The sequence below is a fragment of the Hymenobacter radiodurans genome, from assembly GCF_004355185.1.
Lineage (GTDB): Bacteria > Bacteroidota > Bacteroidia > Cytophagales > Hymenobacteraceae > Hymenobacter > Hymenobacter radiodurans.
Genome location: NZ_CP037922.1, coordinates 1,125,083 through 1,145,510 on the forward strand (window position 1 = coordinate 1,125,083; position 20,428 = coordinate 1,145,510).

General features: G+C 53.5%; 16 protein-coding genes and 1 tRNA gene. 12 read left to right on the forward strand and 5 right to left on the reverse strand.

Annotation, left to right across the window (positions count from 1 at the left end; all coding sequences use genetic code 11):
• Position 1 precedes the first annotated feature (1 nt).
• The 3 genes from EPD59_RS05995 to EPD59_RS06005 form a co-directional block, all read right to left on the reverse strand.
• Complete coding sequence (locus tag EPD59_RS05995; protein ID WP_133271998.1) at positions 2-325, reverse strand: DUF3098 domain-containing protein; 324 nt, start codon at positions 323-325, stop codon at positions 2-4.
• A 59-nt stretch (positions 326-384) separates the two neighbouring features.
• A complete protein-coding gene (locus EPD59_RS06000) occupies positions 385-1,284 on the reverse strand; it encodes a cell division protein FtsX (RefSeq protein ID WP_133271999.1) in 900 nt (299 codons plus the stop codon).
• 120 nt (positions 1,285-1,404) lie between these two features.
• The gene (locus EPD59_RS06005) at positions 1,405-5,973 is read right to left on the reverse strand and encodes a translocation/assembly module TamB domain-containing protein (RefSeq protein ID WP_133272000.1); all 4,569 of its coding nucleotides are present in this window, start codon (positions 5,971-5,973) and stop codon (positions 1,405-1,407) included.
• Between the two features lie 305 nt (positions 5,974-6,278).
• Between EPD59_RS06005 and tsaD the strand changes: the two genes are divergently transcribed.
• The 7 genes from tsaD to EPD59_RS23530 all read left to right on the forward strand — a co-directional run bounded on the left by tsaD (position 6,279) and on the right by EPD59_RS23530 (position 11,124).
• Entirely contained in the window at positions 6,279-7,289 is a 1,011-nt protein-coding gene (tsaD, locus tag EPD59_RS06010) for a tRNA (adenosine(37)-N6)-threonylcarbamoyltransferase complex transferase subunit TsaD (RefSeq protein WP_133272001.1), read from the forward strand.
• A gap of 153 nt (positions 7,290-7,442) precedes the next feature.
• Complete coding sequence (locus tag EPD59_RS06015; protein WP_133272002.1) at positions 7,443-7,856, forward strand: thioesterase family protein; 414 nt, start codon at positions 7,443-7,445, stop codon at positions 7,854-7,856.
• A 28-nt stretch (positions 7,857-7,884) separates the two neighbouring features.
• A complete protein-coding gene (smpB, locus tag EPD59_RS06020; RefSeq protein WP_133272003.1) occupies positions 7,885-8,355 on the forward strand; it encodes an SsrA-binding protein SmpB in 471 nt (156 codons plus the stop codon).
• 138 nt (positions 8,356-8,493) lie between these two features.
• A complete protein-coding gene (locus EPD59_RS06025) occupies positions 8,494-9,285 on the forward strand; it encodes a C40 family peptidase (protein WP_240731639.1) in 792 nt (263 codons plus the stop codon).
• A 141-nt stretch (positions 9,286-9,426) separates the two neighbouring features.
• Positions 9,427-9,918 (forward strand): HNH endonuclease, encoded by a 492-nt coding sequence (locus EPD59_RS06030; protein WP_133272004.1) that lies wholly within the window; start codon positions 9,427-9,429, stop codon positions 9,916-9,918.
• 142 nt (positions 9,919-10,060) lie between these two features.
• Positions 10,061-10,645, forward strand: a complete 585-nt coding sequence (locus EPD59_RS23525; RefSeq protein WP_317128464.1) for a fatty acid desaturase family protein — start codon at positions 10,061-10,063, stop codon at positions 10,643-10,645.
• 56 nt (positions 10,646-10,701) lie between these two features.
• Complete coding sequence (locus tag EPD59_RS23530) at positions 10,702-11,124, forward strand: fatty acid desaturase family protein (protein WP_317128465.1); 423 nt, start codon at positions 10,702-10,704, stop codon at positions 11,122-11,124.
• Between the two features lie 67 nt (positions 11,125-11,191).
• Here the strand turns inward: EPD59_RS23530 and EPD59_RS06040 are convergent, their stop codons facing one another.
• Positions 11,192-12,070 (reverse strand): alpha/beta fold hydrolase, encoded by an 879-nt coding sequence (locus EPD59_RS06040; RefSeq protein WP_133272005.1) that lies wholly within the window; start codon positions 12,068-12,070, stop codon positions 11,192-11,194.
• 398 nt (positions 12,071-12,468) lie between these two features.
• Between EPD59_RS06040 and rpsA the strand changes: the two genes are divergently transcribed.
• The 3 genes from rpsA to cphA all read left to right on the forward strand — a co-directional run bounded on the left by rpsA (position 12,469) and on the right by cphA (position 17,808).
• Complete coding sequence (gene rpsA / locus EPD59_RS06045) at positions 12,469-14,607, forward strand: 30S ribosomal protein S1 (protein WP_240731640.1); 2,139 nt, start codon at positions 12,469-12,471, stop codon at positions 14,605-14,607.
• 196 nt (positions 14,608-14,803) lie between these two features.
• A tRNA-Cys gene (locus EPD59_RS06050) sits at positions 14,804-14,874 on the forward strand.
• 294 nt (positions 14,875-15,168) lie between these two features.
• Positions 15,169-17,808, forward strand: coding sequence for a cyanophycin synthetase (cphA, locus tag EPD59_RS06055; RefSeq protein ID WP_133272006.1), 2,640 nt, complete (start codon positions 15,169-15,171; stop codon positions 17,806-17,808).
• Between the two features lie 85 nt (positions 17,809-17,893).
• On the opposite strand, the gene EPD59_RS06060 is transcribed toward cphA, so the two are convergent.
• Positions 17,894-18,841, reverse strand: a complete 948-nt coding sequence (locus tag EPD59_RS06060; protein WP_133272007.1) for a hypothetical protein — start codon at positions 18,839-18,841, stop codon at positions 17,894-17,896.
• Between the two features lie 131 nt (positions 18,842-18,972).
• Between EPD59_RS06060 and EPD59_RS06065 the strand changes: the two genes are divergently transcribed.
• Both EPD59_RS06065 and kdsA read left to right on the forward strand, forming a co-directional pair.
• On the forward strand, positions 18,973-19,572 hold the full coding sequence (locus tag EPD59_RS06065) for a methyltransferase (protein WP_133272008.1): 600 nt from the start codon (positions 18,973-18,975) through the stop codon (positions 19,570-19,572).
• Positions 19,573-19,588: 16 nt separating this feature from the next.
• A complete protein-coding gene (gene kdsA, locus EPD59_RS06070; RefSeq protein WP_133272009.1) occupies positions 19,589-20,413 on the forward strand; it encodes a 3-deoxy-8-phosphooctulonate synthase in 825 nt (274 codons plus the stop codon).
• The last annotated feature ends 15 nt before the right edge of the window (positions 20,414-20,428 follow it).

Sequence of the window (20,428 nt, forward strand, 5' to 3'; positions counted from 1 at the left end):
ATTAACGCTTATAAGTAGGGCGCGCCGCCGGGGTAGGAACCGCTACTGGTGGCGCGACGCTGGCCGTTGAGGCCGCCTCCACTGAAATTGTCTCGGTGGGAGTCGAAATTTGCCCCCCAGGCTTGGCCATGATGGCAAAAAACTCAATTACAAACCCGACAACCAATAAAATGGGACCGAGTGTGATGCCCATAAACCCAAGGCCGTAGTCCGCAGTATCGAGGGTCATGGTGATAAAGCCCGCTACCAATACGGCCAAGCCTATAAACATGAGCCGATAATTACGGGGCCCAAATGCGAAATGGGAAGTGGGGCGTTGTTCCATGGAATCCAAATGGGGTTTCAAGCGGTGGTTCAGGCCAGCTTGATAAAAGTGAATTGATGTTAATATAAATCGTCGAGCGACATGCCCAGATACTTGCGTACGGCGCGGTAGGAGCTAAAAAAGCCAATAACACAGCCCAACACGACCATTAGCACCAGCAAAGCGCCGATTAAGCGTTCGTCGAGCAAAAGGCGAAGCTCATCTACCTGCAAGTACGCGTATTGCTGCAGCGCCAGCAGAATCAGAGCCGCCAATGCGCCGCTAACGAAGCCTTGCCAGGTAGCGCGCCGCAAAAATGGACGTTGAATAAAGAAGGAAGTGGCGCCTACTAGCTGCATGCTCCGAATAAGGAAACGCTGGGAGAATAGCGCCAACTTAATGGTATTGTTAATCAGAATGGTTACAACGAGCGTGAGTACTACGGCAAAGCCCAGTAGCACTAGGCTAAGCTTGCGGACATTCTGATTAATGCTCGTAATCAGGCTCTGTACGTATTGTACCTCGTGCACGCCGCTTTCGGCTCGCAGCTCCTGCTCTATTTTGCGTAGGTTGAGCGAGTCGGTGTACTCGGAATTGATGCGTAGGATATAGGCATCACGCAACGGATTATCGCCCAGAAATTGCTGAAAATCTTCGCCGGTTTGTTCAATGAACTGACGGGCACCTTCTTCCTTAGACAGGAAACGCACTTGAGGCTGCCGGTCGCGGAAGGCGATAAAGGGCTTGCTCGAAAAGGCTTGCTGCAAGCGCAGAAGCTGTGCTTCGGGGAGGTCGCGGTCTAGGTACACCTGCATTTCCAGGTTCTCTTTTACTAGGTTGGAAAGCTTGTGGGCATGAACCAGCAGCAGCCCAAAAAGCCCAATTACCAGCAACGCCAGCGTGATACTAAACACGACCATCGTGTGCGGGTAATTACCCAGCTTTTTCTTACGAGTGGACGAACGGGGAGGGGAAGCCATGCCGCAAAGGTAGGATTAGCAATTAGCAATGAACGCAATTACCCAATTTGAATTCGAAAAAAGCCCCCCAGGACCATCACAACGCAATCGTAGCCTTTCTCGATACAGCATAAATGCCGCTTACATAATGGTGCGAGGATCATCGTCGACGATGATGGCTTCGCGGGCTTTGCGGGCGGCTTCGTCGCGGCGACGGACGCGCTTACGGGCAAAAAGCTCCTGTAGCGAGTCAAATTGCTCCGTATGCAGCAAGCTGACGGCCGCGCGGGGTTGGTTGATGGTTTCTAAGTCGCGGGGCGTAGTCTGGTAGCGGAGGCGAGCCCGAAAACGGCCGTCAGCCTGGAGATAGTATTCTAGGCTTAGGTCGCCGAGCAGGGATGTTTGGGCCGTCTGATCGATGTCGCCGGAACCTGGTACGGTGCCCAAGTTGGTGGAATTGGTAAAGCCCCCTTCGCGGGTCACGCGCAGCCGGCCATTCATAAAGCTGTAACTCAGGCGCACTTGCAACGCCTGAAGCTGCTCTTGGGAAAGCCCGTTGAGGTTGAAGTCAATCTCCAGGTTCTGGTCAATTTGAGAGGTGAGCAGACCCAGTTGCGTCGAAAGAACTTGGCCCAAGCTGTTGCCCACCGTATTGTTGCTGCCGCTCAAGGAAAGCTGCGCGAAAGAGCCGGGGGGCGAAAGCTGCTTGAAGACCAGTAAGCTGAATACTTGGCGGTTCAGCTCCTGCTCATCATTGCGCAAAGAGTTCGTAAACGAAGCCAAATCGCCCTCCAAAGCGGAAGGAGCATCATTAAACTCAAGCCCTAGCTGAATGGCCGGTAGCAGCAACGGGCCCGTCAGGTTCATAACGGCCGTAACGGGAACCACCGCGCCCGCGCTGGGAGTAGCCGTGCCGAGCACTGGGGCCAATGACGTGCGCTGGGTGTAAGCAGCCGTTACGTTCATCTGGCCGTCCAATGGGTTGCCGTTCCAGGAAATGGTGCCGCCCGGCCGGACCACAAATTCCTTATTAATCAGGCCTTGCAAGGTGAAATTATAAGCCCCCCGCACGATTTCAATCTGCCCGTACATATTGAATTCGCCGCGGGTATCCACGTTTAGGCGCAACTGACCCACAGCCGTGCCCCGAATTACGTCGCCAGTGCTTTCGTCGAGAATAATCTCCACGTAAGCATCCTCGGTTACTGTCAGGTTGAAGTTGAGCTGCAGGCCCGAAAGATCCACGCGGCCAGCCGCTGCCGCTACGATGGGCACGGTGGAGGTGGTATCAGTAGGCAGATTACGATTCACAAACTTGATATAGCTGGCCTGCTCGGCTTTGGCTGCATTATCGAGGGGGAGCGAAACCCGGGTGCCGGCCTCGCTGCGTGCCGTAACGTTCACGGTTAAGTTATCGACGGGGCCGAATACGCGCGCCTCGCCCGTGCCGTAAGCGCGGCCGAAGTAGAGCTCGTTTTCCTTGCGGGTAGTATTGAGTAGCTGGAGCTTTCGGAAATCGGCACTCAGATTAAGCACCATGTTCTGAAAGCCTTGGTGTCGAATCTCCCCGTCGAGCGTGCCGGTATTGCCAAACACATCCCGCAGATTCACGTCCCGGAAGACAATACGGTCTTCGCGGAATGAGATGCGGTCGGTGAACCGGTAGGTAGTGCCCAGGTAGATGAACTTGAAGCGGCCATTACTTACATCCACATCGCCCACAAGATTGGGCGCGGCAAGCGGACCAGTCAGCCGCAGCCGACCAACGGCCGTGCCACGCATATTGTCGAAGAGCGTGCTTAGGAGCGGCTCCGCTATTTTCACCGGTGCACTATCCAGTACCGCGGTAAGGTCGAGCTGGCGGATTGGCTCGCGCGGCGCGACGGTGCCTGTCACTGTAAGTACCCGCTGTTGGCTGTTCATCACATCTAGGTTCACCCCCAGCTTACTGGTGGTATTATCCCAGTCGCTGCTGCCGGTGACGTTGCCGATCAGGATATCATCAAACCGAAGCGAATCGACGGCCAGCGAGCTATTAACAACCAAGGCTCCAAAAACGCCACTTACGGTTCCTTGCGCGTTAGCTACTCCCGTAACATTCTGCTTAGTGAGGGAGCTAAGCGTGGCCAACTCCAGATTCTGAACAGCCAGCTGTAAGGTTTTGGCCGGATCGGTGGAAATGAAACCCTGGGCACTCACTTGTTGAGCGCCATTCGAAAGAGTCAGGCTGCGAATGTCAATCTCTTTGCCTCCATTAGAAATCAAGACTACGTTTTCAGGCGCCAGCGTCCAGTCTTTGCCCAACAGGTTGACGCCCGACTGCCGGAATATCACCTGCACGGCTTGTGGTAAAAAAGCCACTGAGCCATTAATTGCCCCCCGGTTGGTGGTGCCGGTCTGGGCGAGCGAAGTCGAAAAATTAATCTTGTCCTGATCCCAGACGCCTTCCACGTAGAAGTTCTCCGTCTCCTTCAAGAGCGGAAGTTTTTGCTTTGCGGAAGTGATGTTAGCCTGCGCGAGTATTTCGGGTTGATAGGGCAGCTTGGAGGTGAGCAGTTCCATCGACGTATTTATGGCCCGAATGCTATCGTAGCGCAGGCTGTCAAATTGCCCGGCGAGCGTAAAAATAGAAGTGGGACCATTGCGAAAAGAACCGTCAACTCGTGAGTAGTCGGATATCTCCAGCTTTGGCACAAATAGCTGAATAACCGGATTCGCACGCTTCAGATAAAGATCTAAGTCGATAGCATACTCAGGAATTGCCCCCTGACGCTTCCGGCGGTAGTAGTTAGCGGTTTCAGTGTCGTTGCTCTCGAAGTTGAGCTGATACTCCTTGATGAGCGTTTGTACGTCGCGGGCTACGGTCGTGAAATTGAAGTCGCCGTTGGCCGTAAGATTCAATACTTCGGAGCGCACGGCCACGTTGCGCTGCCCATTCTGGCGTTGGCTTACAATATCGAGCGTATCGATGGCCACGTTGCGGCCGGCGTAGCCTACTTTAGTTTCGCGCAGGATAATGCGGCCAATCAGGTCATCGAGCTTCAAGCCTTGGAAACGCAGATCCGCTTTGGTGGCAACAGTAACGGCCTGATCGGTGAGGCCGAGGGCGCGCAGATCGGCGCGGCGTACCTGCGCGCGCACGTCGAAGGCTTGGCGGGCTTTGTTCAGGTCTACGCGGCCGTCGGCGGATATTTGCAGGGCAGGGTCATTCACAGCCAATTTACCCTCAAAGGTTTCGCGGCTGAACTGGCCATTGGTGGTGATGTTGCGGAGGCGGTAACCTTTCAGCCAAATGCTTTGCACCGTGGCATTGGCGCGCAGGCGGGCCCCTTCCGGCGTAAACCCAACGCCCTCTACCCGGCCGCTGAAGGCAATGTCGCGCACGGTGCTCTGGTCGCCCAGAAACTTGCCCAGCTGGAAGCCCGTTGTTTTTACTTGGCCTTCATAAGTAGAATAGCGAGGATCGGTTTTGAACTTGATGTTCACGTCCGACACCACGTTGCCAAGAGCAGTATTGAAAGAGCCGTTAGCGACGAAGTCGTTATAGAAGCCCAGAAATTGCCCTTTGAGCTGCACGGTACCTAAGCGCTGCACATAAGCCCAACCCTTCGCAGGTACGAATTTGCGGATGTCGCGCCCATCAATTACGGAGGGCTGCAAGCGCATTTCCACGAAGCTTTCCTTCAGGTTGGGCAGCCCTTCCACGTTGATGTTGCCCACCACGTGCGTGTTTTGCCCGTAGCGCACATCAAGGTTGCGGGTAGTAAAATTGGTGACGTAGCCTTTGGCCTCGCCGGAGAACAGCACCGTTTCGTTTAGGTCGCGGAGCTGGGGGGCAAAATGGGCGATGTCATCGGAGAAAAGTCGGGTGGGTCCCAGCCGCGCCGTTACGCGCACCGAATCGTTGAAGTGCGTGAAGTTGAGAAAGCGCTTATAATCGAAACGTACGTAGTCTTTGAGGTAGCTGCGGCCCACGCGCAGATCGGTGTTGGCAAACTCCCAGTAGGTGGGCGCAAACGTCATGTCAGTGTCCCAGTGCTGCACGCGGGTTTTCGAAGGCGTTTCCACGGCACGCATATCCCGAATTCGGGTGATGATGGTGTCGCCGTTCATTTTGATGCCCGAGAAGTCAGCATAGATGCTGTCGACCTGCATGTGCGCGTAATCGATGCCATATTTGACGCGCGGCTGGTTCTGTCTCTCCAGCACAAAGCGGCCGTTGCGGAGCCCAACGCTTTGAATCTGAAAATCGAAGGGCTTCTTGACTTTGGTGGTGTCGGTGGGGCCGAGAAGACGGCGCACAGCGGATACAAACTGACTTAGGTTGGTAGAGTCGGGTGCGTCGGCGTAGGTGACTAGGGCAAAACGCGGCTCATTTAGCACGAGTTGGCCCACGTGCAGATGGCGCGGATTTAACAGCGAAAACAGCTGGATGTCCGCTTCTGCCTGCCCAATGTGAAACAGCTCGCCTCCGCGCCGGTCCAGCACCTGCACATTCTGGAGCAGCACCCGCGAAAACGGCCGCACATCTACCCGCCCGATGCTAACGCGCTGACCCAGCTTATCCGACAAAAATGTGGCTGCTCGTTGTGCTACCCGCGTCTGCACGCTTGGTATCCGCAATGCCACCAACACCGTGCCCACAGCCAGCACCACAAGCAGGAGCAGCCCCAGCAGGATTTTGAGCAGTACGGAGATAAAACGGGGCACGGGAAGTAAATGAGCGAGAAGGAATGTAACGACGAAGATGCTGCTTTTCAGCTAATCGTTGTCCGGCCTTGGCTGTAGGCTGGGAGAAGGGATAAAAAAGCCCCCCGCTTCGCCACAAGCGCCACTGGTAGTAAAAGCTGAACTTGAGTACGCGTCAGACCATTTAACAAGTCAGAGGTTTAATGATTTAAACGACCTTTGTCTTAAAATATGCGGCCACAGACAAAAGTAATCCGTGCCCGTTTGATTTTTTATGTTGTGTTTCCGGCCCAATGCACCACGAGGGCTTTGATTTTCTGCACGCTATGTCATATCCTATAATTCTGGCCATCGAATCATCCTGCGACGATACCTCGGCTGCCGTGCTGGCTGGGGGGCAAATTCGCTCTAACGTAGTTGCCACCCAGCGCGTGCACGAACAATACGGCGGCGTGGTGCCGGAGTTGGCTTCGCGGGCCCACCAGCAGCACCTGATTCCGGTGGTGCAAGAGGCGCTGCGCCAGGCTGGCGTGACTAAAGCGGACCTCGACGCGGTGGCTTTCACCCAAGGGCCGGGGCTGCTGGGCTCGTTGCTGGTTGGTAGCATGTTTGCCAAAACCTTCGCGCTGGCATTAGGTAAGCCGTTGCTGGCCGTGAATCATATGCGTGCCCACATTCTGGCGCACTTTATTAATGAGCCACGGCCCACGTTTCCCTTTTTGTGCCTCACCGTGAGCGGCGGCCACACCCAACTGGTGGTGGTAAAAGGCCCCCCAGACATGCAGGTAATCGGCCAAACCATCGACGACGCGGCCGGCGAAGCCTTCGACAAAACCGGTAAGCTACTTGGCCTGCCGTATCCGGCTGGTCCGCACCTCGATAAGCTGGCCAGTACCGGCAGCCCCACGCGTTTCCCATTTCCGGTGGGCGCGATGCCTGGCTACGATTTCTCGTTTAGCGGCCTCAAAACGGCTGTGATGTACTTTCTGCGCCAGCAAACGGCCAAGAACCCGGAGTTCATCCAGGAAAACTTACCCGACCTCTGCGCCAGCATTCAATACACCATTATCCAAACTTTGCTGCGTCAACTCCAGCGCGCCGCCGCCGATTTGGGCTTGACACAGATTGCGCTGGCTGGCGGCGTGGCCGCGAATTCTGGTCTGCGTGCGGCTTTGCAGGCGTTGGCTGTGGAGAAAGGGTGGGCGGTATTTATTCCCGAGTTTCAGTACTGCACTGATAATGCCGCAATGGTTGCTATGACGGCTCACTTCCAGTTTGAAGCCGGTGATTTTGCCCCCCAGCTCGTTAGCCCTGACCCACGGTTGAAGCTGGGGTAGAAATGGTGCGAGTAAATAGGTAGGCGGTCATGCAGAGCGGTAGCGAAGCATCTCGCGTGCTGATGTTAGGTTAGTGATCCAGCTAAACACGCGAGATGCTTCGCTACCGCTCTGCATGACGGTCTGATTTCACGAGTCTTCACGTTACATGACATGAAAAACCCCTTTCAACCGGGCGACGTCAAAACTTATTCTTTCATCGTCACGGCGGCTGACTTTGCTACGATGGAAGGCCACACAGTGCACGACGTGCTAAGCACGTTTGCGCTGGGGCGAGGCATGGAGTGGGCGGGGCGGCTGTTTGTGCTGGAAATGCTGGAAGCAGGGGAGGAGGGGATTGGGACGATGCTGCACGTGGAGCACCACGCGCCGGCCTTCGCAGGCGAAACCGTTGAATTTCGCGCTACTTTTGCCGCCCTGGAAAATCGGGAACTGACTTGCGCCGTAGAAGTCCGAGTGGGTGCACGGCTGGTCGCAACTGGTCGTACCGGACAGCGCATCGTACAAAGCGAAAAACTGGCGGCTCGTTTTGCTGCCTTGCGCGCCGGTTCCCCAACATCTGCTTAATCAGCGCCTCACCGCGCTTTCTATTAGTATGGCCAAAGAAAAAGACGCTCCGCGCAAAGTCAATATTGTGAATCGCCGGGCCAGCCACGAGTATTCTTTCCTGACGAAGTACGACGCGGGCATGATGCTGCAAGGCACCGAAATAAAGAGTATCCGCGACGGCAACGTGAACATGCAGGATGGCTTCTGCATTTTCCACCCCGATGGCAGCCTGTGGGTGCACAACCTGTCTATCTCCAAGTACACCGAAGGCACTTACAACAACCACGAGCCTACCCGCGAGCGGAAATTGCTGCTCACCAAGCGTGAGTTGCGCCAGCTTTCTGATAAGAGCCAGGAGCAGGGTCTTACCATTATTCCCATCCGTTTGTTTGTAAGCGACCGGGGTTTTGCGAAGCTCGAAATTGCGTTGGCCAAAGGCAAAAAGCTCTACGACAAGCGCGAAGACATCAAAGCCAAAGACCAGAAGCGCGAAATGGACCGGGCGCGCGACTACTAAAGTTTAGGGCTAAATAGGGTGCATTTCCCTTATTAGGAATATAGCTTTGCCTGTGGTTGTTAGAAAACCGTTGCTACCAGACCGAATGGCCGGTAGTAGCAAGCTTTCTGGCTTCAAAACTTAAACTTTCGAACTTCCTTGGAATACGGAATTTGCCCCCTGAGCGTGGTGCCGGTGCGGGCCGAGCCTAATGATCGGGCCGAAATTGTCACCCAACTCATTTTTGGCGAGTGCTATACTATCGTGCTCGTTCAGGGCAATTGGTGCCAAGTGCGCATTGCCGCCGACCAATACGTGGGCTGGATGGACGTGAAGCAACACCTGCCCGTGACCAGCACCTACTTTGCCGAATGGGGCGCACATGCCCACCCGCGCAGCCTCGATGTGGTGCAAATGGTAAGCGATTCCGACACGCGTCAGCCTATTTCCTTGGGCGCCCGCCTGCCTTTTTTTGATGGTATGACCCTGCGTTTGGGTGAGCGGCAACTCTTTTATAATGGAGCCGCTACCAATCCGACGTCTAATGGCGACCCGGGGCGCAAAGCCGCGCTGCTTCAGAAAATGGGCCAGGCCTTTTTGAAGGCGCCATACTTATGGGGGGGCAAAACGCTTTTCGGCGTCGACTGCTCGGGCCTCATGCAGCAGTTGTATGGCTTAGTGGATATCCAACTGCCCCGCGACGCCCGCCAACAGATTGACCACGGCCGTACCGTTCATTTCGTTTCGCAGACCCAGCCCGGGGATCTTGCTTTTTTTGATAATGCCGAGGGTAATATCGTGCACGTAGGCATGCTGCTGGAAGACCAGCAGATTCTGCACGCCAGCGGGGAGGTTCGCATCGACCCGCTCGACCACAATGGGATTTACAACCGGCAGCGCCAGAAATACTCGCACAAGCTGCGCCTGATCAAGCGGCTGTTGCCGGATTGAAATAACGCTAAGCCAAAGCATGCTGCTATTTCTCTAAAAAAAGCCCCCCACGGCCCTAGGCTAAAGGAAACTTAACTCAGCGGCTGTTGTTAATGCGCTAAGAATCACCTAGCTTTCGCTAACCGGATTCTCCCTGAGCGTATGGATCAAAAAGTGCTTGTCTTAAACGGTGACTACACCGCGATTACGCTTTGCAGCGTGCAGAAGGCTTTTGTGTTGCTTTTTTTGGACAAGGCTGAGATGATAGCCAAGTCGGATGGTACGCTGCGCTCCATTAGCCAGTCTTTCCCGAAGCCTAGTATTATCCGCTTGCAGCGCTATGTACGCGTGCCTTACAAAGGCATTGCCCTGAGTCGCCACAACATCATGAAGCGCGACCATTTTGAGTGTCAGTACTGCGGCTCAACCAAAAACCTGACGTTGGACCACGTACTGCCTCGTTCTCGCGGTGGCGAATCGTCGTGGACAAATCTGCTCACGGCGTGTGCCCGCTGCAACCACGCTAAAGGGCATCGCACACCACACGAAGCGGGCCTCACGGTGCGGCAGCAACCCAAGAAGCCTACCTTGGCGGGCTTCCTGAAGCTCTCAGCCGGTACGATAGATCAGAACTGGCACGACTACCTGAATTGAGCTACGAATGGGGCGGTAAACGAAGGTTTGCCGCCCCATTTCCTTCTCGTACCAAAAGGAATTACTGCGCTGCTTTAAACTAACCGTCGCTGGTTGAGGTTAGAGGCATACCTTTGCCCCCCATTCCACCCAATCAGCGTTCATGTCAGTTCCTAAGTTTGCGGCTTCCCGCTCTTTTCACACCGAGCTAAAATCTCGGATTAACGCCTACTTCGAGGAAGCGGGCAAATCGCAAACCGGCAACTCCGGGCTTTTTGTTAAGGCGCTTATCCTGACGACGGCTTTCGTGTTGGTGTATCTGCACTTGGTATTTTTCACACCAAGCGCCTTTCTAGGTATTCTGGAGTGTATTCTGCTCGGCGGCATTGGAGCGGCTATCGGCTTCAACGTCATGCACGACGGCGCCCACGGCAGCTTCAGCAAGTCAAAGTGGCTCAACCAGTTCGCGGCGTTTACTCTGAATGTTCTGGGCGGCAATAGCTTCATGTGGAACATGAAACACAACCTCATCCACCACATGTATACCAATGTGGACGGTGTGGATGATGACCTCGACGTGCAGCCATGGATGCGCATGAGCAGCACCCAGCCCCGCCGCAAACTCCACCGCTTCCAGCATCTTTATTTCTGGTTTCTCTACGCCCTGCTCTACATCGCGTGGATATTCTTTATGGATTACCAGAAGTATTTCAAGGGTAAAATCGGGGGATGCCAATCAAGAAAATGACGGCCACTGACCAGTCGGTTTTCTGGGGCTTCAAAGTGATTCACCTATTGCTATTCATGGCTCTTCCAATTTACACGGTAGGCTTCGTGTCGTGGCTGGTAGGTTTCGTAATCTTCGCGGCCGTAGCGGGCTTTACTCTGAGCTTGGTATTTCAGCTGGCACATACCGTAGAACATGCTGCCTTTCCCATGCCCGACGAAATCACGAACAAATTGGAAGACGAGTGGGCTATTCATCAGATTAAGACTACCGCCAACTTCGCTACGCATAACAAAGTCATTAGCTGGCTCGTGGGTGGTCTGAACTTTCAGGTAGAGCACCACTTATTCCCCAAGATTTCGCACGTTCATTACCCTGCTATCAGTAAGATCATCAAGCAGATGTGCGAGGAATTTGACATCACTTACAACGAGTATCCTAAGATGCGTTACGCTGTGGCATCGCACGTATCCTACCTGCGCGAGATGGGCAGAAAGTAGATTGTTTATCATATAAAAAAGCCCCCAGAAACACTTCTGGGGGCTTTTTTTATGCGCCGTGTACGACCTAGTAAGTCGTTGTGCTTTGGGCACCTCGCACCTGTTCTTGACCTTGTCCAATGAACTGTAGCAAGTCACGGTTTAGCTTGTCTTTATCGGTAATAAATACACCGTGTGGGCCTCCGCTATACTCAATATAGGTAGCATGCGGCAGATACTGCTGCATCCGGGCGCCGCTGTTTTTGATTGGGACTGTTTGGTCGTCTTCACCGTGAATAACTAAAGCAGGCACCTTTATATTCTGTAGATCCTGGCGGAAGTCAGTGCCACCGAAGGCCCGTACGCATTGCTCCGTCGCACGCGGCGAGCCGAATTGGGCCAAAGCTTGAGTCCAATCAAGCGTGGCTTGGCTGACGGGGTGGCTGATAACGCCTACCCCATAGAACTTCTTGCCAAAGGAAGAAAGGAAGTCGAAACGGTCTTTGTTGATATTTTCAATCATATCATCGAACACCGACTTATCCACGCCGTCCGGGTTGTCGTCCGTCTTGAGCAAGTATGGCGTCACGGCCGATACGAACACGACTTTGCTCACGCGAGCCCCGCCGTGCCGGCTCATGTAGCGCGCCACTTCACCGCCGCCCATCGAAAAGCCGACTAGCGTTACGTTATTCAGGTTCAGCTCGTCAAGCACAGCCTTCAAATCGTCGGCGAAGGTATCGTAGTCGTAGCCATCCCAAGGCTTATCGGAGTTGCCGAAGCCGCGGCGGCTGTAAGCAGTTACGCGCAGACCGTGCTTAGGCAACTCGTTCAGTTGGTATTCCCACGACTCGTAGCTCAGCGGCCAGCCGTGAATAAGCACCACGGGCGTGCCCTGGCCCAAATCGGTGTAGTGTAGTTTAACGGGGTTGCCTTGGGCATCTGGCCCGGCTTTGATGTAACTCATAAGAAGAGTGTTTTGGGAATGAATAGGGTTGTATTCACTCCTTACTGATCTTGCCTTTTATGGGTTACGGAGGCGTCTGGGGGGCTTTTTTTAGGTTTGTAGAGTTCGCGCTATGAATTAGGAAAACCGCACGATGAACTAAGCGAGACGCTAGCCAAAGAATTAATGAGGAAAGCGCATTTATAGTAATGGAGCGCAGAGGGGATTTGAGTCTTCATCGAGAAGCAAATAGCTTTAGCAGATTACCATACTAACTATATAACGTGCGCTAAAAACTCCGTACCTTTGCCGCCCCGCCAGGGTGGCGGGTCTGAAGCCTCAGCTTCAGGGAGTTACTCATAACGCGTTTCGGTAGGTGGCCCTGAGCCGGACGTGTAGATAAGGGCCAAACAGTAACTATGGCAGAAGTAGCAGATAACTTCGACTGGGACAACGTCGGAGCGACCGGCTTTGGTGGCAATTATAGCCCCGAGCAGCGCGCCGAGATGGAGAAAATGTACGGCGACACGCTGACCACCGTCCAGGAGGAAGAAGTAGTGAAGGGCACCGTAGTGGGCATCACCGACCGCGACGTTATCCTGAACATTGGCTTCAAATCCGACGGCCTCGTGCCCCTATCCGAATTCCGCGACCTGGTTGACCTGAAAATTGGTGACCAAGTTGAGGTGTTCATCGAAGACCAGGAAGATTTGAACGGCCAGTTGATTCTTTCGCGCAAGAAGGCGAAGATCAAGCAGGCTTGGAAGTCGATTTATGACGCTCTGGAGTTTGATAACATTCTGGAAGGCGTAGTAAAGCGTCGGACTAAAGGTGGTCTGATCATGGAACTGGACGGCGTAGAAGCCTTCCTGCCCGGATCGCAGATTGACGTGAAGCCCATCCGTGACTTCGACATCTATGTTGGTCGCCGCATGGAAGTGAAAGTGGTAAAAATCAATGCCGCTTTCGACAACGTAGTTGTTTCGCACAAAGTCCTGATTGAGAAGGACCTGGAGAAGCAGCGCGAAGCCATCCTGAACAACCTCGAAAAAGGTCAGATTCTGGAAGGTGTCATCAAGAACATGACAAACTTCGGTGTGTTTATCGACCTCGGCGGTGTCGACGGTCTGTTGCACATCACCGATATCTCGTGGGGCCGCATCGCTCATCCGAGCGAAGTGTTGCAGCTTGATCAGAAACTCAACGTGGTTGTGCTTGACTTCGACGAAGCCAAGAAGCGTATCTCGTTGGGCCTGAAGCAGCTGACTCCTCACCCATGGGATTCGCTGCCCGCCGATATGGGCGTAGGCTCGAAAGTAAAAGGCCGCATCGTGAACGTCGCCGACTATGGTGCCTTCATGGAAATCGTGCCTGGCGTAGAAGGCCTGATCCACGTTTCAGAAATGAGCTGGAGCCAGCACCTGCGCAACCCGCAAGACTTCATCAAGCAGGGCGACGTGGTAGAAGCGCAGATTTTGACACTGGACCGCGAAGACCGCAAGATGAGCCTTGGTATCAAGCAATTGAGCGAAGACCCATGGACTCGTGGTGACTTTGGCGGCAAGTACGCTGTAGGAACCAAGCACAACGGCCTCGTGCGCAACCTAACCAACTTCGGCCTGTTCGTAGAACTGGAAGAGGGTGTAGACGGCCTCGTGCACGTGTCTGACCTGTCATGGACTAAAAAGATCAAACACCCATCCGAAGTGGTGAAGGTAGGCGACCGTCTGGACGTGCTCGTATTGGAATTGGACGTTGCGAACCGTCGTTTGGCTCTTGGTCACAAGCAGTTGGAGGAAAACCCTTGGGATACGTTCCAGACGGTATTTACCCCTGGTTCGGTGCACAAAGCCACTATCACGGAGAAAAACGACCGTGGCGCGGTACTCGAGTTGCCTTACGGCATCGAAGGTTTCGCTTACCCCAAGTCGTTGGTGAAGGAAGATGGTTCGAACGCCGAGAACGGCGAGTCGCTCGACTTCCGTGTAGTTGAGTTCTCGAAGGATGATCGTCGTATCGTGTTGTCGCACACTGCCGTCTTCAATCAGGCGCAGCAGGAGGAAGACACTCGTGCTTCGAAGTTCGCGAAGAAGAAGCCAACTGCTGGCCAAGCTGCCGGTGCTGCTCAAGGCGAAGGCAAGCTGAGCGACCTCAAGAAGCCGGCTACTGCCGACAAGTCGACCCTCGGTGACCTAGATGCGCTGTCCGCTCTGCGTGACAAGATGATGGGCAACGAGCGCGACGCTGGTGTTCAGAAGTTGGAAGCACAAGCTCCGAAGGCTCCAAAAGCCGCTAAAGCCGAAGAAGCTCCTGCTGCTGAGGCTGACACTACCGAGGAGGCGCCTGCTGCTACTGGTGGTATTCTGGCTGCCGTAACCGGTGCTGCCTCTGCTGCCTTCGACAAGGTATCGGAAGTAGCTGGTGATGTAGTAGACACCGTAGCTGATTCGGCTGCATTCGCGAAAGCGAAAGAAGTAGCTGGTGATGTGGTTGAAAAAGCAAAGGACTTACTGCCTGGCAACGAAGAGGCCGACAAGAAGGACGAAGAGAAAGCCTAGGTTTTCTTAGCTTATGCCTAAGAAAAGGCCCTGACATTCGTCAGGGCCTTTTTTATGTGTTGTTGGTAGCTTAATGATAATAGTCTTCTGATTCTACTTCGCACGCAACCAAGAGCTTAGACGGAACAGAGCTGAAAAAAGCCCCCCAGGTTTGGCGAACCTCAGATAATGGCGTAAGTTTGCACCCTCATTACCCGGTGACGTGACCGAGTGGCTAGGTAGAGGTCTGCAAAACCTCCTACGGCGGTTCGAATCCGCCCGTCACCTCTTTCCTGTTCCTGTTTTCTTTTGCTTAGTACCCCGGTTGATTAGCCCCAACCGGGGTTTTTTGCTTTATTCTCTGACTGTTATGATAGCTGAACAGTTGAGCTAGCTCTTGTACAAAGCCTTAAGCGCGGAAAGAAGCAGACACACGCTATCGAAAGGCCACTATATTGGCTGAACGCTAGTCTAAGGACGTATTTTGCGCGGCGATAAATGACTTTATGCGCGCATTATCCCTACATTTCATTTGTGCGTACAACTGCCCGCTAGCATTACCTCTTTTCGCCTCAACTTCCTATGAAAATTACCGACCTCCGCACTATGCGCGGCCCAAGCTATTGGTCTGTCAAGCACCTGAAGCTTATTGTGATGAAAGTAGACCTGGAGGATCTGGCCGATAAATGGTCTAACGCCATACCAGGCTTGGCGGGTCGGCTCACGAAGTTGCTACCTGGAGTAGGCCAGCCTTGTGCTTCACCCGACTCATCCAAACAGGCTATTAAGCACCCCCCGTTAACCCAAGAGCAGCTTACGGATGGTGAACCACTAGGCCACGTGATTCAGCACGTAGCCCTTGAACTACAGCGTCTTGCTGGTATGCCAGTGTACTGGGGCAAATCATATCCGGCCACGCAGGAGGAAGGAGTAGAATACGTTGTATTTACATATCAGGAAGAGCGCGCCGGGCGCGTAGCCGCAAATGCCGCAGTAGAGATTGTAGATGCTTTATGCCATAAGCAGAAAGTGGATGTAAAGCCCATTATTGCGGAGCTACACAATATTCGGGAGGAAGAATTCTTTGGGCCGAGCACTTACAGTATTGTGTCGGAAGCAGTGTCACGTAGGATTCCTTATATCCGGCTTAAGAACACGTCGGTTATACAATTGGGCTACGGGGTGAATCAAAAGCGCATTCAAGCCACTACCTCATCCTACACAAGCTATTTCTCCGTTGATATCGCCGGCAATAAGAACCGCACCAAAGCGATGTTGGCCGATGCCGGGGTGCCTGTACCGCGTGGTACCACAGTATATTCACTGGATGGTCTGCGCGATGCTATTGAGGAACTTGGCTTTCCCATCGTGACGAAACCATTGGATGGAAATCACGGCAAAGGAGCCAGCATTAATATTCAAGACTGGAAATCGGCTCAAAGTGGTTTTAAAGAGGCGCAGGAATACTCTCGCGCTGTGATCGTAGAGCAATTCATTGAAGGATTTGACCATCGACTGTTGGTAGTGAATGGCAAGTTGGTAGCCGCCGCCAAACGTACCCCAGCCGCCGTGGTTGGTGATGGACACAGCACCATTCAGGAGCTGATTGATCAGGTAAATCTGGACCCACGTCGGGGAGAAGGACATGAGAAAGTGCTGACCAAAATAAAGGCCGACAAGCATACGAATGCCATTCTCAAGGCTCACGATTTGACGCTAAAATCAGTGTTACCGGAAGGGGAGGAGCTATTTCTGAAGAGCACTGCCAATATCAGTACGGGTGGTACCGCTACCGATGTTACTGACTTAGTGCATCCGTATAACGTGCTGTTGGCCGAGCGCGCGGCCGGAATTATCGGCCTCGATATCTGTGGTATCGATCTGCTGACTTCTGATATTGCCATCCCGCTGAACGAGGCGCGCGGAGCTGTGATTGAGGTGAATGCTGCCCCTGGCTTCCGTATGCATATTTCTCCTACCAAAGGCTTGCCACGCAACGTAGCAGCGCCCGTTGTAGATATGCTTTTCCCGCGCGGTTCTACTTCGCGTATTCCCATTATTGCTGTTACGGGCACTAATGGTAAAACCACCACTACACGCCTGATTGCGCATATGGTGGCGGCCCAAGGCTACAAAGTAGGCTTCACAACCACAGACGGAATTTACATCCAAGGTAACCAGTTGCAGAAAGGTGACTGCACGGGCAGTCAAAGCACAGAGTTTGTGTTGCGTGATCCTACCGTGAATTACGCCGTGCTGGAAGTGGCGCGCGGCGGCATGCTCCGCTCCGGGCTGGGGTTTGACACCTGTGATATTGCCGTCGTTACCAACGTAGCCGCCGACCACCTGGGCATGCGCGATATCCATACAGTAGAGGAAATGGCTGCTGTGAAGGGCGTGCTGCCTCGTACGGTGCACAAAAGCGGCTGGGCAATCCTAAATGCCGACGACGACTTGGTATATGCCATGGCCGAACGGTTGCAGTGCAAAGTGGCGTTTTTCAGCATGAACGAAAATAACCCCCGCATTCTCGATCATGTGGAAGCGGGCGGCGTAGCAGCGGTCTATGAGGAAGGCTATGTAACCATTTATCAGAACAGCTATAAGCTGCGCATCGATCGGGCGGCGGAGTTTCCGGTAACGCTGGGCGGACGCGCTGGCTTCAACATTGAAAACTGCCTTGCTGTGGCACTAGCTGGCTATGTAGCCGGCTTTGAGCGCGACGATATAAAGACGGCGCTACGCACCTTTGTGCCGTCGGCAGCCAAGACGCCGGGCCGGATGAACGTGTTCAAGTTTCCCCATTTCGAGGTTATTGTCGACTATGCGCACAATACGGCAGGCATTAGCAAGTATGCTGAATTCCTGAATAACACGCCGGCTACGCACAAAGTCGGGATAGTATCGGGGCTGGGCGACCGGCGCGACGAAGACACACTAGGCTTTGCGCGCATCGCGGGAAGTATCTTCGATGAAGTGGTATTGCGCCAAGACCGTGACTTGCGGGGAAAAACAGCGGAATACCTACAGGAAATTATGATGCGAGGCCTGCGCTTGGATAAGCCTGATCTGCCAATTACCTACATCGAAAACGAAGTGGACGCCATTCGTCACGTGCTGACCACGGCCCGCGAAGGATCTGTTGTTACTATTTTCACGGAAAACATCAGTGCTACAATTAAGCAGATTGAGGAGTTTGAGGCGCAAATTATGCAAGCCTAGAAAACCGATTCACTTTACTATTTGAAATAAAAAAGCCCCCAGAAATAATCTGGGGGCTTTTTTATAAGCGAGAATGCTTTGTGACCTACTTCAGAGTAAAAGTTGATTTGCCGATCATTACACCGCCTTCATACAGTTCAACGGTGTGAAGACCGGTTTTGTAGGCTGCACCTTTCGCGTACACAAACTGTACGGGCTGACGCGTGTTGTCATACACGATGTCCTGCTTAGCGGTGTAGAAGGCTTCTGAGCCATCAATCATGAAAGTGCCACCACCAGTGCTCAGGTTGTACAGGGCTGAGCCATCAGGTTCCACGAGGCGCATCATAATCTGCTTGGTTTCCTTGGGCGATACGTCGTTGCGAGCAAGGTTGAAAGTAACCTTGATTTTCTCCACGCGCTTAGCCCGAAACTCGTTATCGTCGTCGTCCTTCTCTTTGTTGCGAGAGTTAATCACATTCACCCGGATGTTATCGGCCTGAAGGCGGGAGGCTACCGCTACCTTCTCCGTAAGCTCTTGGTTGGTGCGAGCGATGGTCGAAATCGTGTCAGTAAGCTTGTTCTGACGCTCTTTCAGCGTGGTGGTTTCGGTGTACAACACCTCATTGTCAGCTTTTAGCTGAGCAATTTCTTCGTCTTTCTTCCGTAGTTGCTGCTCCAAGTTGGTAGCGCGGTTGCGGAAGCGAGCCTGCTCAGCCAGCGAGAAGCTGCCTTTGCGGAAGGAGCGAAGCTTCAGCAAATCAGAGTTGATTGTAGCAATGCGGGCTTCCAAGGAGTCATTGGCCAAGCCCATGGCTTGTACTTCTTGGCTTTGACGCTCAAAATCGGCTTTGAGGGTCTCGTACTGTTTAATCTGTTCCTCGAGCCGGACATCCTTTGCTTTTACCTCGGCTGTCAGCTGCTCATTCTGCTTGCCTTTCTGATTGTTCATGTAGAAAAGCAGGGCATTAATACCGGCCAGAACCAGAAATAGAGCCACTATTAGCAAAAGACGGCTCTTGTTTTTAGGCTCCGTGTTTTCGTTTTGTTCCATTGAGGAAGGGGATTGGTTAATTAATGTGGAAGTACGCGGCTAGTTAGGACGGTACGCTACCTTTACGCACAAAAATAAAGGACTTACCCACGTGGGCAAGTTTCGGCACTAAATACTCCATTTGCGCAAATATGGATTTACTGCTTGACGAGGCCTACTGGCGGACCCGTTATGTTACCGGCCAAACAGGTTGGGATGTGGGAGCCATAACGCCTCCACTACAGGATTATTTTAAGCAACTAGGTCCGTCCGATGATCGGCGTATCCTCATTCCAGGCGCGGGAAGGGCGTATGAAGCCGAATACCTACACAATCAAGGATTCAGTGAAGTGTTTGTAGTGGACCTAGCGTCAGAGGCGCTGGAAGCGCTGCAGCAACGCGTGCCTGGCTTCCCTCGGGGGCATTTAGTGCAGCAAGATTTTTTTACGCTGTCGGCTGAGCCACCTTACGATTTAATTATAGAGCAGACGTTTTTTTGCGCTCTGCCCCGTGCGCTCCGCTCTGATTATGCCCGACAGTGTGCGCATTTATTGCGGCCGGGGGGCAAATTGGTAGGTCTACTTTTCGAAGCAGATTTTGGCCCCTCATCCGAACCACCTTTCGGTGGCACCCGCGATGAGTACCGCGCGTACTTTGAGCCGTACTTTGAGTTCGTGCATTTTGAGACTGCCTACAACTCCATCAGGCCCCGGCAGGATAGAGAGTTGTTTATTTGTTTGGAGAAAAAGTAAACCTTATAATCTGCTCATGTTTGACTCCCTGGCTAACGCGCTACCCCATTTCCGTAACACCAATTCCGGCCAATTTTTTCTGATGGCTGGTCCCTGCGTAATTGAGGGAGAAGACATGGCCTTACGCATTGCGGAGCGTGTGCGTCATATCACGGATAAGCTACAAATCCCCTACATCTTCAAAGGCTCTTACCGGAAGGCCAACCGCTCCCGTCTCGATTCTTACACGGGCATTGGAGATGAAACGGCGCTGCGCATCCTGCAGAAAGTAGGGCGCGAAATTGGGGTGCCGACCGTCACGGATATTCACGAGTCGGATGAAGCTGCTTTCGCGGCCGAGTACGTTGATGTCCTCCAGATTCCGGCCTTCCTGTGCCGCCAGACGGATCTGCTCATAGCAGCGGCCAAAACTGGCAAGGTGGTCAATATTAAAAAAGGCCAGTTCCTGTCGGGGGAAGCTATGCAGTTTGCGGTAGACAAAGTGCGCCAGTCGGGCAACGAGCACGTGGTGCTCACCGACCGTGGTAACTCCTTTGGGTACGCCGATTTGGTAGTCGATTTTCGCAATCTGCCCGTTATGCAGCGCTTCGATGTACCCGTGGTGATGGACGTAACGCACTCACTACAGCAGCCTAACCAAGCCAGTGGCGTCACGGGCGGTCAGCCGGCTCTCATTGAAACTATCGCCAAGGCTGCTATTGCGGTTGGCGCTGATGGTTTGTTTATCGAAACGCATCCTACGCCAGCCACTGCCAAATCGGATGGGGCCAATATGTTGCCTTTGGATCAGCTGGAGGCGTTAATGGTGAAGCTTACGCGAGTTCGGGATGCGGTTCGGTAGCCAACAGTCCACCTC

What these genes read in the sequence shown, in the direction of transcription:
- EPD59_RS05995 (WP_133271998.1), bottom strand. Translation starts at nt 325, where the DNA reads ATGGAACAACGCCCCACTTCCCATTTCGCATTTGGGCCCCGTAATTAT.
- EPD59_RS06000 (WP_133271999.1), bottom strand. Translation starts at nt 1,284, where the DNA reads ATGGCTTCCCCTCCCCGTTCGTCCACTCGTAAGAAAAAGCTGGGTAAT.
- tsaD (WP_133272001.1), top strand. Translation starts at nt 6,279, where the DNA reads ATGTCATATCCTATAATTCTGGCCATCGAATCATCCTGCGACGATACC.
- EPD59_RS06015 (WP_133272002.1), top strand. Translation starts at nt 7,443, where the DNA reads ATGAAAAACCCCTTTCAACCGGGCGACGTCAAAACTTATTCTTTCATC.
- smpB (WP_133272003.1), top strand. Translation starts at nt 7,885, where the DNA reads ATGGCCAAAGAAAAAGACGCTCCGCGCAAAGTCAATATTGTGAATCGC.
- EPD59_RS06030 (WP_133272004.1), top strand. Translation starts at nt 9,427, where the DNA reads ATGGATCAAAAAGTGCTTGTCTTAAACGGTGACTACACCGCGATTACG.
- EPD59_RS23525 (WP_317128464.1), top strand. Translation starts at nt 10,061, where the DNA reads ATGTCAGTTCCTAAGTTTGCGGCTTCCCGCTCTTTTCACACCGAGCTA.
- EPD59_RS23530 (WP_317128465.1), top strand. Translation starts at nt 10,702, where the DNA reads ATGGCTCTTCCAATTTACACGGTAGGCTTCGTGTCGTGGCTGGTAGGT.
- EPD59_RS06040 (WP_133272005.1), bottom strand. Translation starts at nt 12,070, where the DNA reads ATGAGTTACATCAAAGCCGGGCCAGATGCCCAAGGCAACCCCGTTAAA.
- rpsA (WP_240731640.1), top strand. Translation starts at nt 12,469, where the DNA reads ATGGCAGAAGTAGCAGATAACTTCGACTGGGACAACGTCGGAGCGACC.
- cphA (WP_133272006.1), top strand. Translation starts at nt 15,169, where the DNA reads ATGAAAATTACCGACCTCCGCACTATGCGCGGCCCAAGCTATTGGTCT.
- EPD59_RS06060 (WP_133272007.1), bottom strand. Translation starts at nt 18,841, where the DNA reads ATGGAACAAAACGAAAACACGGAGCCTAAAAACAAGAGCCGTCTTTTG.
- EPD59_RS06065 (WP_133272008.1), top strand. Translation starts at nt 18,973, where the DNA reads ATGGATTTACTGCTTGACGAGGCCTACTGGCGGACCCGTTATGTTACC.
- kdsA (WP_133272009.1), top strand. Translation starts at nt 19,589, where the DNA reads ATGTTTGACTCCCTGGCTAACGCGCTACCCCATTTCCGTAACACCAAT.